The organism is Riemerella anatipestifer (genome assembly GCF_035666175.1).
Lineage (GTDB): Bacteria > Bacteroidota > Bacteroidia > Flavobacteriales > Weeksellaceae > Riemerella > Riemerella anatipestifer_D.
The window spans coordinates 1,780,476-1,795,027 of the sequence record NZ_CP142016.1; the positions used below are offsets into that span (position 1 = coordinate 1,780,476).

At 32.6% G+C, this 14,552-nt stretch carries 18 protein-coding genes; 13 read left to right on the forward strand and 5 right to left on the reverse strand.

Going from position 1 to position 14,552, the window contains the following annotated elements; all coding sequences use genetic code 11:
• Entirely contained in the window at positions 1-495 is a 495-nt protein-coding gene (locus VIX88_RS08705) for a hypothetical protein (protein WP_004917175.1), read from the forward strand.
• Here VIX88_RS08705 and VIX88_RS08710 read toward each other — a convergent pair.
• Together VIX88_RS08710 and VIX88_RS08715 are read right to left on the reverse strand one after the other, a co-directional pair.
• Complete coding sequence (locus VIX88_RS08710; protein WP_214193762.1) at positions 458-1,348, reverse strand: GTP cyclohydrolase; 891 nt, start codon at positions 1,346-1,348, stop codon at positions 458-460. The genes VIX88_RS08705 and VIX88_RS08710 overlap by 38 nt on opposite strands.
• Entirely contained in the window at positions 1,317-1,814 is a 498-nt protein-coding gene (locus VIX88_RS08715) for a hypothetical protein (protein WP_004917177.1), read from the reverse strand. The genes VIX88_RS08710 and VIX88_RS08715 overlap by 32 nt, the downstream gene beginning before the upstream one ends.
• Here VIX88_RS08715 and VIX88_RS08720 point away from each other — a divergent pair.
• The 4 genes from VIX88_RS08720 (at position 1,781) to VIX88_RS08735 (ending at position 5,230) form a co-directional block, all read left to right on the forward strand.
• The gene (locus VIX88_RS08720; RefSeq protein ID WP_064971260.1) at positions 1,781-3,109 is read left to right on the forward strand and encodes a lipopolysaccharide biosynthesis protein; all 1,329 of its coding nucleotides are present in this window, start codon (positions 1,781-1,783) and stop codon (positions 3,107-3,109) included. The genes VIX88_RS08715 and VIX88_RS08720 overlap by 34 nt on opposite strands.
• A gap of 343 nt (positions 3,110-3,452) precedes the next feature.
• Positions 3,453-3,731 (forward strand): hypothetical protein, encoded by a 279-nt coding sequence (locus tag VIX88_RS08725; RefSeq protein ID WP_064968471.1) that lies wholly within the window; start codon positions 3,453-3,455, stop codon positions 3,729-3,731.
• 48 nt (positions 3,732-3,779) lie between these two features.
• Complete coding sequence (locus VIX88_RS08730) at positions 3,780-4,547, forward strand: GLPGLI family protein (protein WP_064968472.1); 768 nt, start codon at positions 3,780-3,782, stop codon at positions 4,545-4,547.
• A gap of 179 nt (positions 4,548-4,726) precedes the next feature.
• A complete protein-coding gene (locus VIX88_RS08735) occupies positions 4,727-5,230 on the forward strand; it encodes a hypothetical protein (RefSeq protein ID WP_064968473.1) in 504 nt (167 codons plus the stop codon).
• A 325-nt stretch (positions 5,231-5,555) separates the two neighbouring features.
• Here the strand turns inward: VIX88_RS08735 and VIX88_RS08740 are convergent, their stop codons facing one another.
• Positions 5,556-6,434, reverse strand: coding sequence for an IS982-like element ISRa1 family transposase (locus VIX88_RS08740; protein ID WP_127919813.1), 879 nt, complete (start codon positions 6,432-6,434; stop codon positions 5,556-5,558).
• A gap of 259 nt (positions 6,435-6,693) precedes the next feature.
• Here VIX88_RS08740 and VIX88_RS08745 point away from each other — a divergent pair, with 259 nt between their 5' ends.
• Positions 6,694-6,897 carry a hypothetical protein gene (locus VIX88_RS08745; RefSeq protein ID WP_214193763.1) on the forward strand — a complete coding sequence of 68 codons (204 nt, stop codon included), beginning with the start codon at positions 6,694-6,696 and terminating at the stop codon, positions 6,895-6,897.
• On the opposite strand, the gene VIX88_RS08750 is transcribed toward VIX88_RS08745, so the two are convergent.
• On the reverse strand, positions 6,890-7,768 hold the full coding sequence (locus VIX88_RS08750) for an IS982-like element ISRa1 family transposase (protein WP_127919822.1): 879 nt from the start codon (positions 7,766-7,768) through the stop codon (positions 6,890-6,892). The two genes, VIX88_RS08745 and VIX88_RS08750, sit on opposite strands and share 8 nt — an antisense overlap.
• 108 nt (positions 7,769-7,876) lie before the next feature.
• Between VIX88_RS08750 and VIX88_RS08755 the strand changes: the two genes are divergently transcribed.
• Together VIX88_RS08755 and VIX88_RS08760 are read left to right on the forward strand one after the other, a co-directional pair.
• On the forward strand, positions 7,877-8,590 hold the full coding sequence (locus tag VIX88_RS08755; RefSeq protein ID WP_064971315.1) for a hypothetical protein: 714 nt from the start codon (positions 7,877-7,879) through the stop codon (positions 8,588-8,590).
• A 1-nt stretch (position 8,591) separates the two neighbouring features.
• The gene (locus tag VIX88_RS08760) at positions 8,592-9,227 is read left to right on the forward strand and encodes an HAD family hydrolase (RefSeq protein ID WP_064968475.1); all 636 of its coding nucleotides are present in this window, start codon (positions 8,592-8,594) and stop codon (positions 9,225-9,227) included.
• A gap of 20 nt (positions 9,228-9,247) precedes the next feature.
• On the opposite strand, the gene VIX88_RS08765 is transcribed toward VIX88_RS08760, so the two are convergent.
• Complete coding sequence (locus VIX88_RS08765) at positions 9,248-10,126, reverse strand: IS982-like element ISRa1 family transposase (protein ID WP_127919813.1); 879 nt, start codon at positions 10,124-10,126, stop codon at positions 9,248-9,250.
• A gap of 199 nt (positions 10,127-10,325) precedes the next feature.
• On the opposite strand from VIX88_RS08765, the gene VIX88_RS08770 reads away from it, so the two are divergent.
• Genes VIX88_RS08770 through pyk form a run of 5 tightly spaced genes read left to right on the forward strand, consistent with a single transcriptional unit; the run spans position 10,326 to position 14,479 of the window.
• Positions 10,326-10,565, forward strand: coding sequence for an acyl carrier protein (locus VIX88_RS08770; RefSeq protein ID WP_004917181.1), 240 nt, complete (start codon positions 10,326-10,328; stop codon positions 10,563-10,565).
• 27 nt (positions 10,566-10,592) lie between these two features.
• A complete protein-coding gene (fabF, locus tag VIX88_RS08775) occupies positions 10,593-11,837 on the forward strand; it encodes a beta-ketoacyl-ACP synthase II (RefSeq protein WP_214193764.1) in 1,245 nt (414 codons plus the stop codon).
• A gap of 3 nt (positions 11,838-11,840) precedes the next feature.
• Positions 11,841-12,584: a ribonuclease III gene (gene rnc, locus VIX88_RS08780; RefSeq protein WP_064971142.1), complete on the forward strand. Its 744-nt coding sequence runs from the start codon at positions 11,841-11,843 to the stop codon at positions 12,582-12,584.
• Complete coding sequence (locus VIX88_RS08785) at positions 12,571-13,041, forward strand: IPExxxVDY family protein (RefSeq protein WP_064971143.1); 471 nt, start codon at positions 12,571-12,573, stop codon at positions 13,039-13,041. The genes rnc and VIX88_RS08785 overlap by 14 nt, the downstream gene beginning before the upstream one ends.
• A complete protein-coding gene (gene pyk / locus VIX88_RS08790; RefSeq protein WP_064971144.1) occupies positions 13,034-14,479 on the forward strand; it encodes a pyruvate kinase in 1,446 nt (481 codons plus the stop codon). Before VIX88_RS08785 ends, pyk begins: the two co-directional genes overlap by 8 nt.
• The last annotated feature ends 73 nt before the right edge of the window (positions 14,480-14,552 follow it).

Here is a 14,552-nt window from a genome sequence, read left to right on the forward strand (position 1 = left end):
ATGAAAATAGAAGAATCTAATATAGTAGAAACCAACGATTATAGAGTGCTTATTTATCCAGCCTCTAGACCTTTTTTACCTAAAGAAAGTAAGGAAATTACAGAAAAACTTTTTGACTTTCTTTCCGTTTGGGCTGCACACGGCAAACCATTGTCATCGTCTTTTAAGATTGAAAAAAATCAATTTATCGTCATTAGTATAGATGAGGAACAAGAGGTGGCTTCAGGGTGTTCTATAGATGCCCTTAATGGTGTGATGAGAGAGATAGATACTACTTATCAGCTAGGATTATTTGACCGAATGAAGGCTTGTTTCGTAGAAAATGGCGAAGTGAAAACCATGAAACTACAAGAGTTTCGCTCGGCATTAAAAGAGGGCAAACTATCTCAAGAGATAGAAGTATTTGATTTTTCTAAATCAACTTATGTGGCTTTTTTGTCAGATTTTCTTCTGCCGCTTAAGAGAAGTTGGGCAGGTATTTATGTAGAGTCTTAGTGAATTGGGAAAAGCTACTCCACTGTGATTTTGAAATAAAGAGCAGCCCTAAAACCCATATTTCCACAAAAAGCGTATCGCTGAAAAAGTACAAAAATAAATGAAGTCCTACGATGGCCCAACCTAAAAAGGCATCGTATTTTTTTGTGAAAAATCCAATAAAATAAAGACCCTCAAACAAGAATACAAGTTTATCCCCAATGTTGAGAATCCAAGGGTGTTCAATACAAAAAAGGTAAAATTTACTTAAAATACTATCAGGATTGGTAAATATATACCAGGAGAAGTTGTCTTTAAAAGACATTTCTCCGAATCTAGGCATAAACATAGCTCTATGTATAAACTTCCATAGGAAGGCGGAAAAGTAAATCCAACAAGCATAATACCTTAATCCTTCCCACATAAGATTAAAATTGATGGGAGAAATAACAAAAAATATAAAGCCTATAATGATAAAGCCTTTAAGGTAGCTAGAGAGAAACCCCATATTTGAATTAAACCCAATGGCATAAATCAAGAAAAAGATATAGAATAAAATAGGGATAGCTTTTTTATTTGGGGATACGAAACTTAGTATCCAAAATATAAATAGTAGAACAGTAAATACAATGCTATAAATAGGGTGCTCAAAAACAAAATAATTGATGCCGAAATAATTATATAAACTCGTTAAAAAATCACCTCCTGAAATTTGGAACGAAGGGTTTTCCATCTGAAAATTCAATGTAGAAGAGTAACTTCTGAATAAGAACGACAAACCAAAGCATAAAAGTACACTTCTTTTAATTAAAGCCTGATAATTGGCTAAATCTCTAATGGAACTATTGCCCTTGCGTAAATATTTTTTCAACATTTTTTACGGAGTATTTATTATGTTTGTCGTAGTTTACAGTTACTTTGTATAAAGTGATGTGGTCTAACTTCTTACCTTCCACTTGTTGTATGTATCTAAAGAGCCATTTGGGATAATGTGTATTTAAGTAGTTTTTGTCCGCGGAAGGATAGACTTTTTTATGGAATACGGTTTTTGGGCTGTCTTGACCTAAAAGTTGCTCCCAAGTTCTTGACGAATAGTAAAACACGATTCGCTTATGATGATTCCACAATTCAGGATGATTGAAAATTTTGCCGTCGCTTTTCTTTATCACAAAAAACGAAAAGTCATTCTGTATGGGGACGGGAGAGGAGTACATTGCGTAAATGAAAAAAGGAATGCTACTCGTCCTAAAGACATGGCTTATCAAAGTTAGCACGATAAATCCTACAAAGAAATAATACATCTTTTTTGATTTTTGGTAAGCTATATTTAGGAAAGTCATCTGTAAGTTATTATTTTTACCGAAACAAAATTACAGCTATTTTGTCAGTATTAAAAATCTTAAAATCAAACATACTTTTTCTAAAATCTTTTTTCAAAAACGATGGTTTTTGGACGGCTTCGGCGATGCTAGTTTCTAAATTAGTATTGCTTATCGTTAATATTTATGTGGCTAGAGTATTACTGAAAGAAGATTTAGGTATGGTGTTTAAGGTTCAAAACTTTATTTCTTTTTTTATTCCTTTTGTGGGGTTGGGGACTTATCAAGGGTTATTAAAATTCGGCAGTCAATTAGATCACTCAACCGATTTTAAAAACCTAGAGGCTTATTCATTATACTACGGCTTGTTGGGGCAGTTGGTTATAAATGCGTTGGTCTTCATACTTGCATTGGTAATGTTTGGGCAACAATTAGAAGTCTTTTTTTTGGTGTTATGGTTCTTGGTAAGGCTTGTGGGATTATTCTTTTTGGAAGTGTATAAAGCCTCTTGTAGAGCCTCTTTCCGTAATAGGAAATTTGCTTTTTGGGAGATTGTCAATAGTATTGCCTTGCTAGGTTTGGCATTAGGGCTTACGCCGTTGTTAGGGCTTAGGGGTTATGTCTTAGCCTTGTGTTTGTCGCCTTACTTTATATTCTTTTTGGGGTTTAGGAAGTTCAGAAAAGTAGAACTGAAACCACTCTCGGTAAAATCACTTTGGCGATTTAACCTTTCTACCGCCGCTGCGAGCCTTATGCAAGAGTTGTTCTTGCTTACGGATATATTTATGATTGGGGTGTTGTTTAGTGAGGGGGTCTTGGCGGAATACAAAACGGCTTCTCTCATACCATTAAATTTAATTTTCCTATCACGAGTGTTCATTCATAATGATTACCCTAAACTGTGCAAACACCATCAAGATAAAGCATTTATCAAAAGGTACATTACTCAATATTTAGTCTTATTCTCGGCGCTATCAGTATTGATTTTGGGCTTGGGAACAGCTTATGCCAATGAGATTATGAGTCTTTTTGGAACTCAATATTTAGGGCAAACTCACTTATTTAATATTTTCTTAGGAGCAGCGGTGATAGGTATGATGCTTAGGACGCCGTTTAGCAATTTGGTCTTTGCGATTGAAAAGACGAGGTTGCATCTTATTATTTCCACACTGTCGGTAGTATTGCTCGTCCTTCTCATCTTTGCCTTACAACCCTATTTTGGGATTTTAGGGGTAGGGTACGCCCACCTATTAGCCGTCTTTTTTTCAGGAGTTCTTTATAGTGGAGTGGTTGTAAAATATCTAATAAAACGCTAAAAAGTCTTAGTTTTTGTTCAATTTATCGCTTTTTTTTATCGTTTAGTTTAATGTCTAAGCGGTTTGGAGTGCTTAATGTTAAAAAAAATACGGCGAGGTATTGCGTATATAAATGCAAGTATGTAAATTTGGTTCACACTCAACGATAGAAATGCAATGATTTTGACTTATTGTTGTTTTTATATTTGAGTTGGCAGAAATTTTATAAAAAACGTGTTGAATATCACTTCTACAACTTTGATTGATAGGATTGAAAACAGAAAACGCGGTCTTAACTTTTAAGAATTATAAATTTATGTCATTTTAAACAGTTATTTTTTAATTAATTTTTAAATTAAACACAATGAAAAAGTTCATTTTACTTGCGTCATTATTTTTGACATCAGCACTAACTTATGCAAATTCAACTGACTTGTCTTCTCAAAGCAAATTGGAAAAAGAAAACGGACAAAGTTCCTTAGTATTAACTAGATATCTTGTTACTTTGAGAACAGTTTGTGGAACACTACATCAAACAATTTATGATGATCAATTTGATAGTCCAGAATGTTTATACAATGAATGGGAAATGATGAATAAAGAAGATTGTGGAAGCACAAGCTATGAAAATCCTATGGTTTAATAACTTTTGAGGGCTGTTTCACTAACAGCCCTTTTAAAAAATTTAATTATGAGAACACTATTTAGTTTATACTTTTTCATATCTTTTTGTATTGCAGCAAAATCTCAATCAAAAATCGATAGTTCTGATATAGAAATAAAATATAAATTTAGCTACCTTGTTGATACATTGGATAAAAAAAGTATTATAACTGAACCAATGATATTAATCGCTAATCAACATAAATCAGTATACTATAGTGAATATTATAAAGCAAATATTGATGCCGTTAAGAAACAGTTGCAAGGTATTGGAAATGGAAATGTAACAATTGATCTGAGTGAAATTCCAAGAGCAAAGGTAAGACATTCAGTATATAGAGATGGCAACGAAATTTATATATCAAATTATCTGGGAAGAAATCTATTTACTTTCGAAACTAATGATAAAATTAATTGGATTATTGATAAAAACGAAACAAAAACAATTTTAAACTATAAATGTAAAAAAGCTTATGCTAAAATTGGTGACAAAAACTATGTTGCGTGGTACACAAGTGACATACCTTTAAATGACGGACCGTATAAATTTAAGGGTTTACCAGGGTTAATTTTAATGTTGCATGATGAAAATAATTATTTCATTTTTGAAATCATAGAATTAATAAGAAAAAAGGAGCTGATAAAATTTAATCAGGGAATATTAATCTCAAAAGAACAATACTTGACTAAACGTAGAGAATATATGAATGACCCTTCGCAAGGAAAAATTAATACGCCTGAATATAGAAAAACAGTAGAGGAAAATAAGAAAAAATATAACAACTCTTTAGAATAAAAAACTTCTGCCAACAAGGTATTGCCAAAAGCGGGGCTGAAGTTCTTCGATTGGACATTTGTGCAAGGTTCAACAGTAGTAATTCTATTGAACTTTAGTACTAAAAATCCCCGCCTTCTGCAATACCTAGGACGAAATAGTGTAATTCGTATATTTTTAACACCAAAAAAACAGAAGAAATGGCAATTGACAATTTAATTTCAGTAGAATTTTCGGCACAAGAACTCAAAACGATAGATGATGCCATCGGAGCGATACTCGGCGTTATCCAATCCAAGGCAGTCAATCTCACTCCAGAAGAAAGAAGGCAATACGGGCGTATAGCAGACAAAAACAAGGTGCTGGTAGACAAATGCAAACTCTATATGGAGCAAGACCCTAGCACAGTGCCGCCTACCATAGACAAGGCAGAATTTGATAAAGACTATCTCGCAAGAACCCAGCTAGAAGCCCCTCTGAAGAAACTAGACCGAGTGATAGAAATGATGACAGACACCAAAACACTTTTGGATTACGACAACTACACCGCTGCAGTATCTTACTACCGTTATGTAAAATTCTTAGCCACCCAAAACCAAGCAGGGACTACCAGTATTTACAAAGATCTTAGCACCCATTATCAGACCAGAGCAGCCGCCACTAGCGGTACTACCAATACCAAAGACGAAGAAAATAAAGCCTAGATAACAGTATAATGAAGGCTAAAGGGGCAAACGAAGACCTTACAAGGCTAAAAATAGAGTTGGGAGGCTTTAACTTAGACCTTACCACCACTAGATTTACCTCTGTAAGGTCTTAACTGAACCCCGTAGGCTCTATTTTAGACCCTGTAACCTCTAAAACGGACCCTCTAGGGTGTAAATTAGACCCTAAAAGGTGTAAAATAAAACCAGTACCCTCTATCCGAAGAGCCTATGCTAGAAAGGGAAAGCTGAAAACCTAAAAATAGATTAAGTGAGATAGGATATTTTAGCTTATCGTGGTATTATATTTAACTCGTTGTGCATTTTAAATAATACTGATTTTTAGATGATTTAATTTTCTTTGGAAGATAAATTTATTGATATATTGAATAACCGTTGCGGCGGTTATTTTACTGATTATCCTTGTTTTAAAGCCTTCAAAAGTTTTAGCATAGTTTCTTTTAATCATAAATTGGTCGCAAAGTTGAGAGAAAAATGTCTCAATTCGTTTTCGCTTTTTCTTGTACAATGAAAATTGAGGAATATAATCTTTCTGATTACTTCTCATTGGTGTATCTAATTTAATATTAGCATAGTTAAATAAATCTATTTGAACTTTTGCTGATAAATAGCCTCTATCTCCAATTAAAGTACAGTTTCGCATTTGCTCACCACTATCTTTTAAATAGTGGATGTCGTGAACGGATGCAGGGCTTATATCAAAATTCTTAATCACACCATTTAAAGAACATACTGCGTGTAGTTTATAGCCATAGAAATATAATTTCTGTGAAGCACAATAACCATATGTTGGTGAAGAATAGGATTGCTCTTTACAAATTTTTGAACGAGTAGAACGAGCGTTTTCACAAACTTTCATTGGCATGCTATCAACGATAAAAATATCTTCAAACTCATTGAACTCCATCGAAATACGCTGTCTAATTTGCTCTGTTTGTAGGGATAGTCTTCGTTTTCGCTTATTGTAAACACTTCTTTCAATTTTGTTTATCAGAGAGTTTGGCAATTTTCTAAATAACTGTAATTCGCTATCAATACTCAAGTATTCAGCAGTAATATTAAGACTTATGACTTCTAAATCGCTCATTTTAGGTGTTCTTCTCTGATAACTAATCAGTTGATTTTCTGAAAAAAGTCCTAAAACTTCCAAAATTCTTTCATATATTTGCTCTAAGTTGTTCATTTATATCGTTTTATAGCAAAAACAATATACTTATTTTCAGTCTAATAAACAACTCTTGTTTTTTTCATTTCATAATGCACAACGGGTTATATTTAGTATTTTTTTCAAAAATTTAATTTACAATTAATAGCTTAATCAAGACTGCTCTTTGTTTTAGTACTAAGTACTATTTTGTTTATCCCTTTTGTTAATTTTCTCGTAATTATAAGTTAAAAATAAGTTTAAAGACTTTCGCTATCTTTGCTAAAAATGGTAAAAAATGAAAGAAAACGTATTTAAAATTTACAAAAAAGAATTTAGTGAAATTAGGACAGGAATATTAACGGGTGCCGAAAGGAAAATTATCTCTGGTGGAAAGGAGTTGGTGGAAGAATTGCCTCCTTGGGAAGTTATTTATAATGTTAGTGAGTATGTTGATATTGATTTATACTATATAAAAAAACTCGTTGTGCATTTTAAATAATACTGATTTTTAGATGATTTAATTTTCTTTGGAAGATAAATTTATTGATATATTGAATAACCGTTGCGGCGGTTATTTTACTGATTATCCTTGTTTTAAAGCCTTCAAAAGTTTTAGCATAGTTTCTTTTAATCATAAATTGGTCGCAAAGTTGAGAGAAAAATGTCTCAATTCGTTTTCGCTTTTTCTTGTACAATGAAAATTGAGGAATATAATCTTTCTGATTACTTCTCATTGGTGTATCTAATTTAATATTAGCATAGTTAAATAAATCTATTTGAACTTTTGCTGATAAATAGCCTCTATCTCCAATTAAAGTACAGTTTCGCATTTGCTCACCAATATCTTTTAAATAGTGGATGTCGTGAACGGATGCAGGGCTTATATCAAAATTCTTAATCACACCATTTAAAGAACATACTGCGTGTAGTTTATAGCCATAGAAATATAATTTCTGTGAAGCACAATAACCATATGTTGGTGAAGAATAGGATTGCTCTTTACAAATTTTTGAACGAGTAGAACGAGCGTTTTCACAAACTTTCATTGGCATGCTATCAACGATAAAAATATCTTCAAACTCATTGAACTCCATCGAAATACGCTGTCTAATTTGCTCTGTTTGTAGGGATAGTCTTCGTTTTCGCTTATTGTAAACACTTCTTTCAATTTTGTTTATCAGAGAGTTTGGCAATTTTCTAAATAACTGTAATTCGCTATCAATACTCAAGTATTCAGCAGTAATATTAAGACTTATGACTTCTAAATCGCTCATTTTAGGTGTTCTTCTCTGATAACTAATCAGTTGATTTTCTGAAAAAAGTCCTAAAACTTCCAAAATTCTTTCATATATTTGCTCTATGTTGTTCATTTATATCGTTTTATAGCAAAAACAATATACTGATTTTCAGTCTAATAAACAACTCTTGTTTTTTTCATTTCATAATGCACAACGGGTTATATAAAAAAATCAAATTCTTTGTCAAAATCATATAATTTTAGTGGTGAAATTATAGGTGCTAGTGAAGATCTTTATATAAATAATTCTGTTAAAATTGCGACAGGTGTTATTTTTGATACTAGTGAAGGTCCTATTTTTATAGATAAAAATGTTAAAATTTCCCCTTTTTCTTATTTAAAAGGACCGCTTTTTGTCGGAGAAAATACTTCAATAAAAGATGCAAGAATATATGGGGGAGTAATAATTGGGAAAAATTGTAAAATAGCAGGTGAATTAGAAAATGTAATTATTGGAGATTTTACAAATAAAAGTCATGAATCAGCTTTGATACATTCATATGTTGGAGATTGGTGTAATATTGCAGGGTATACTAAAACAGCAGATTTAAATGTAGATTATTCAACTATAAAAGTAAAATTATTTGATAATATAATTATTGATACAAAGAAACAAAAATTCGGAGCAATAATAAATGATTTTGTAAGAATAGGTGGAGGTGTGCTTATTTACCCAGGTACATTTATTGATTTTGGGAGTACAGTTATAGAGTTACCAAAGTTAAGTGGTTATTATAATCCTTTTACAAGATTTGAAAGAGGGAAATTTTATGAAATTGATGTTTTTTTTAATGAGGTTGAAATATTTATGAAAAGAAGAGAGGTATTTCCAAGTTCAAACTTTAGAAGTCGTTGTGTTGATATTTTTAATGAGTTTAGTTTAAAATCGGTTTGATGTGAAAGTTTATATATTTGACTTAGATGATACTCTTTTTGCTGTAAATAGTATTAGTGGTGATATTGGGATTCCTATATTTAATTCTTTAGCACAAATCAATAAAACATCTAAACTTTTTTCAGAATCTGATATTGAAAATATTTATAAGGATTGTTGGAAACTTCCTTTAGATATGGTAATCTCTAAATATGGGTTAAATAATGAGTATAAAAATATTCTCATTACTACGTATGAAGATTTGGAAGTAAATCATCCTTTAAATTTATTTGAAGGATATTATCAAATTTCTTCAATGGAAGCGGATAAGTTTCTTGTTACAACAGGATATGAAAAACTACAAAAAAGTAAAATTGAAAATTTAGGAATAAAGGATGATTTTATAGAAATTTTCATAGATGTTCCTCACATAAATCCAAGGAAGGATAAAGAATATTATTTTAAGGAGATAATGAAAAAATATTCTATTAGTTCTAAAAATTTTATAGTAGTAGGAGACAACTTATTGTCTGAGATAATTGTGGCAAAAAAGTTAGGAATGACCTCTGTTTTATTTGATTCAAAACAACAGTTTAATAACCATGAAATTAGACCAGATTATGTAGTAAATAGTTTAGAAAAAATACCAAAAATTTAAATTCAAACTCGTTGTGCATTTTAAATAATACTGATTTTTAGATGATTTAATTTTCTTTGGAAGATAAATTTATTGATATATTGAATAACCGTTGCGGCGGTTATTTTACTGATTATCCTTGTTTTAAAGCCTTCAAAAGTTTTAGCATAGTTTCTTTTAATCATAAATTGGTCGCAAAGTTGAGAGAAAAATGTCTCAATTCGTTTTCGCTTTTTCTTGTACAATGAAAATTGAGGAATATAATCTTTCTGATTACTTCTCATTGGTGTATCTAATTTAATATTAGCATAGTTAAATAAATCTATTTGAACTTTTGCTGATAAATAGCCTCTATCTCCAATTAAAGTACAGTTTCGCATTTGCTCACCACTATCTTTTAAATAGTGGATGTCGTGAACGGATGCAGGGCTTATATCAAAATTCTTAATCACACCATTTAAAGAACATACTGCGTGTAGTTTATAGCCATAGAAATATAATTTCTGTGAAGCACAATAACCATATGTTGGTGAAGAATAGGATTGCTCTTTACAAATTTTTGAACGAGTAGAACGAGCGTTTTCACAAACTTTCATTGGCATGCTATCAACGATAAAAATATCTTCAAACTCATTGAACTCCATCGAAATACGCTGTCTAATTTGCTCTGTTTGTAGGGATAGTCTTCGTTTTCGCTTATTGTAAACACTTCTTTCAATTTTGTTTATCAGAGAGTTTGGCAATTTTCTAAATAACTGTAATTCGCTATCAATACTCAAGTATTCAGCAGTAATATTAAGACTTATGACTTCTAAATCGCTCATTTTAGGTGTTCTTCTCTGATAACTAATCAGTTGATTTTCTGAAAAAAGTCCTAAAACTTCCAAAATTCTTTCATATATTTGCTCTAAGTTGTTCATTTATATCGTTTTATAGCAAAAACAATATACTGATTTTCAGTCTAATAAACAACTCTTGTTTTTTTCATTTCATAATGCACAACGGGTTAATATAAACTAATAAGCATATCTAAAAAGCTTGAAATTTTTTCAAAAAGAATATAATTTGATATGAAATTTCATATATTTGCACCGAACAATAATTTTAAAACTTAATATTATGTCAGACATTGCATCAAGAGTAAAAGCGATTATCGCAGATAAGTTAGATGTGGAGGAAACAGAAGTAACTCCAGAAGCTAGTTTTACTAACGATTTAGGAGCAGATTCGCTAGATACTGTGGAGCTTATTATGGAATTTGAAAAAGAATTCAACATCCAAATCCCTGATGATCAAGCGGAGAAAATTACTACAGTAGGGCACGCTATTGCTTATGTAGAAGAAGTGGTAAATAAATAATTAGTATTTTTATCAAAGATTAAATTTATGGAATTGAAAAGAGTAGTTGTTACCGGGTTTGGTGCTATTACGCCTATTGGAAATAATGCTAAAGAATATTGGGAAAGCCTTGTGAAAGGTGAGAGCGGTGCTGCTCCAATTACTCTTTTTGATGCCACTAATTTCAAAACTAAATTTGCTTGCGAGGTTAAAAACTTCAATCCATTAGATTTTTTTGACAGAAAAGAGTCAAAGAAAATGGATAGAAATACTCAGTTGGGAATTGTAGCCGCTAGAGAAGCTATAGAACATTCTGGTATAACTAGTATAGAGGTTGATAAAAACAGAGTAGGTGTTGTATGGGGGTCAGGTATTGGTGGACTAGAAACTTTTGAAAAAGAAGTTTTAGACTGGGCTAAATCTGATATTCCTAGATTTAATCCGTTTTTCATTCCTAAAATGATTGCGGATATTACACCAGGGCATATTTCTATTGAATATGGTTTCCACGGACCTAACTATACTACGGTATCGGCTTGTGCGTCTTCGGCAAATGCAATCATAGACTCTAAAATGTTAATCCAACTTGGAAAGGCAGATGTTATTGTTTGTGGAGGTTCCGAAGCTGCAGTAACGGCAAGTGGCGTGGGTGGATTTAGCGCTATGATGGCACTTTCTACAAGAAATGATGACCCTAAAACAGCCTCTAGACCTTTTGATAAAGATAGAGATGGTTTCGTTCTAGGAGAAGGAGCGGGGTGCATTATTTTGGAGGAGTATGAGCACGCAAAGAGAAGAGGAGCAACTATTTATGCAGAGCTTAAAGGTGGAGGTATGAGTGCAGATGCACATCATATGACGGCACCACACCCAGAAGGTTTGGGAGCTTATTTGGTAATGAAGAACTGTTTAGAAGATGCAGGAATTACTGCTGATGAGGTAGATCACATCAATATGCATGGGACATCTACGCCATTAGGAGATATTGCAGAATCTAACGCAATTTCTAGATTACTTGGTGACCGCGCCTTTGATATACAAATCAATTCTACAAAGTCTATGACAGGACATTTGCTGGGAGCGGCAGGTGTTGTAGAGGCTATTGCTGCCATAGGAACTATTATTCATGATGTTGTTCCACCTACAATTAACCATTTTACAGACGATGAAAAAATAGATAGTCGTCTTGACTTTACTTTCAATAAAGCGGTAGAAAAAAAGGTTAATGTTGCAATGAGCAATACTTTTGGCTTCGGTGGACACAATGCGTGTGTGCTATTCAAGAAAGTCTAAAGAATGAAAATCGGACGCTATTTCAATAGAATTTTATCTAGACGAAAGAAGCCAAGATATACACAGAGAGAGGCTTTTATAGTAAAAGGATTAGAAAAAATATTGGGTATACAGCCTAAAGAAGTCTCTTGGTATCAGGAGGCTTTTTCTCTCAAAAGTACTTCCAGTCAACTCAATTATGATAGGCTAGAGTTCTTAGGAGATGCCGTTCTAGGGAGTATAGTTTCCTATTATCTTTACAGGCAGTATCCACAGGAGAGTGAAGGGTTTTTAACCCAAATGAAATCTAAAATTGTTAATAGAAAGAACCTTAATCAAATAGGGGAAAAACTAAATCTGACTTCTCTAGTTTTGAAAAATGGTTCTAAGTTTGGAGCGGACTTGTCAGGTAACCTATTAGAAGCTCTTATTGGTGCTATTTATATGGATTTTGGCTATGATAAATGTCAGAAAGTAGTACTGTCTAAGATTCTTACCCACTCAGAAATGCTAAAACTCGAAAACAAAATTATAAGTTATAAGAGTCTGTTGTTAGAGTGGAGTCAAAAGAATAAAATTAAAATAGACTACAAAACCGAAGAGGAGCTTTTACCGAGTAAAGCAAAGATGTTTAAAACCTACATTTTCGTAGGTGGTGATAAAGTGGCTAGTGCTACGGAAACTTCTAAGAAAAAATCGGAAGAAAAAGCTGCACAAAGAGCATTTTATACATTAAACAAAAAAGAAAAAATAATTGAAAGACAATAAAATATTTCTTGATATAGAAGAAGAGGAAATCTCGATAGGATTATTAAGACTTTCTCGGAAAATACAAGATTGTGAGTTGTTTTTCAATATCAACCTCCTGAATAGCTTTAAATTTAGCAGAGAAAAAGATTTTATTTTAAAAAAAGGAGGACGCTTGTATCTGTTTGTACAGTATCAAACTTATGATGAAATTACTAAATGCACATACAGTTTTATAGCGAATAAATTTTATGATACCAAATTAGAGGACGGAACTCATTATGATTTGTTTTCAAATCTAGTGGAAGAGACTTATTTGTTGCCAGAATATAGAGATGTAGATTATATTCTGTTAACAAAGGACTTTTTATCCGATTTTTCTGTAATTTTGTTGCCTGATAACTTGGTGTTTCCTATACAGGAAATGTTATTAAGTCCAGAGCAAGAACTCTATCAAACCATTCAGTACTATGAATAAGAAATTAAAGAAAACAAAAATAATAGCAACATTAGGACCTGCATCATCTTCTAAAGAAACGATGTTAGAGCTAGTTAAGGCAGGTGTAGATGTTTTTAGAATAAATTTTTCTCACGCAGATTATGATTTGGTGAGGAGAAATGTGGAACTGATAAGAGAGATTAATCAAGAATATGGTTATTCAGTTTCGATATTAGGAGATTTACAAGGTCCAAAACTAAGAGTAGGGGTTGTAAAAGAAGGCTCTTATCTTAATCCTGGGGATATTCTTACTTTTACTAACGAAAATGTAGAAGGAGATTCAACTAGGGTATATATGACTTACCAACAGTTTCCACAAGATGTAAAAGTAGGGGAAAGAATCTTAATAGATGATGGTAAACTGGTGTTAGAGGTTATCGAGACCAACTTAAAAGACACCGTTCGTGCTAAAACGATTCAAGGAGGACCATTAAGTTCTAAAAAAGGAGTTAACCTTCCTAATACCGATGTATCGCTTCCAGCCCTTACAGAGAAGGATATTAAAGATGCTAATTTTATTTTAGACTTAGAACTAGACTGGATTGCATTGTCATTTGTTCGTCATGCTCAGGATATAAAAGATTTAAAGGAGCTTATTAAGAATCACCCAACAAATAACTTTAAGACACCTATTATCGCCAAAATAGAGAAGCCTGAAGGGGTGAAAAATATAGATGAAATTCTCATGGAGTGTGATGGGATTATGGTAGCTCGTGGAGATTTAGGTGTAGAGGTACCTATGGAAGAAGTTCCTGTAATTCAAAAGACTCTAGTTAAAAAAGCAAGAGCCTATGCTAAGCCTGTAATTATTGCTACTCAAATGATGGAGACTATGATTACGAGTCTTACACCTACTAGAGCGGAGGTAAATGATGTTGCAAACTCGGTGTTAGACGGTGCCGATGCGGTGATGCTGTCTGGAGAAACTTCCGTAGGGCGTTATCCTGTAGATGTGGTGAAGAATATGTCTAAAATAGTGAAGAGTATAGAAACGACTAACTACTACTACGACAGAAATAGTATTTTAGATAATCAGATAAGCTGTTTAGATGAAAGATTTATCACTGATAAAATTTGTTTATCAGCAGTTAATATAGCTAAGAGTTCAGGGGCGGAGGCTATTATTACGCTTACCCACTCTGGCTATACAGCTTTCCAAATTTCTGCACATAGACCAAACTCGCACATTATTGTTTATAGTGCTAATAGAAGGGTGCTTACGATGCTTAACCTACTTTGGGGTGTTAGAGCATTTTACTATGATATGGAGAAAACTACAGACGAAACCGTGATACAAGTTAATATGCTTACTTGCAATTATGGTTTCGTAGAAAAAGGAGATTTTGTAGTTAATCTTAATGCAATGCCTGTACACAACGGTGGAAAAACCAATACACTAAGGCTTTCTACAATATAGAGAGTAATGCTATAAGGATAAAAAAGAAACCATCAGATTTTATGTCTGATGGTTTTTTTATTTAGATGATGAA

Coding starts and splice junctions, on each gene's coding strand:
- VIX88_RS08705 (WP_004917175.1), top strand. CDS start 1: ATGAAAATAGAAGAATCTAATATAGTAGAAACCAACGATTATAGAGTG.
- VIX88_RS08710 (WP_214193762.1), bottom strand. CDS start 1,348: ATGTTGAAAAAATATTTACGCAAGGGCAATAGTTCCATTAGAGATTTA.
- VIX88_RS08715 (WP_004917177.1), bottom strand. CDS start 1,814: ATGACTTTCCTAAATATAGCTTACCAAAAATCAAAAAAGATGTATTAT.
- VIX88_RS08725 (WP_064968471.1), top strand. CDS start 3,453: ATGAAAAAGTTCATTTTACTTGCGTCATTATTTTTGACATCAGCACTA.
- VIX88_RS08730 (WP_064968472.1), top strand. CDS start 3,780: ATGAGAACACTATTTAGTTTATACTTTTTCATATCTTTTTGTATTGCA.
- VIX88_RS08735 (WP_064968473.1), top strand. CDS start 4,727: ATGGCAATTGACAATTTAATTTCAGTAGAATTTTCGGCACAAGAACTC.
- VIX88_RS08740 (WP_127919813.1), bottom strand. CDS start 6,434: ATGAACAACTTAGAGCAAATATATGAAAGAATTTTGGAAGTTTTAGGA.
- VIX88_RS08745 (WP_214193763.1), top strand. CDS start 6,694: ATGAAAGAAAACGTATTTAAAATTTACAAAAAAGAATTTAGTGAAATT.
- VIX88_RS08750 (WP_127919822.1), bottom strand. CDS start 7,768: ATGAACAACATAGAGCAAATATATGAAAGAATTTTGGAAGTTTTAGGA.
- VIX88_RS08765 (WP_127919813.1), bottom strand. CDS start 10,126: ATGAACAACTTAGAGCAAATATATGAAAGAATTTTGGAAGTTTTAGGA.
- VIX88_RS08770 (WP_004917181.1), top strand. CDS start 10,326: ATGTCAGACATTGCATCAAGAGTAAAAGCGATTATCGCAGATAAGTTA.
- fabF (WP_214193764.1), top strand. CDS start 10,593: ATGGAATTGAAAAGAGTAGTTGTTACCGGGTTTGGTGCTATTACGCCT.
- rnc (WP_064971142.1), top strand. CDS start 11,841: ATGAAAATCGGACGCTATTTCAATAGAATTTTATCTAGACGAAAGAAG.
- pyk (WP_064971144.1), top strand. CDS start 13,034: ATGAATAAGAAATTAAAGAAAACAAAAATAATAGCAACATTAGGACCT.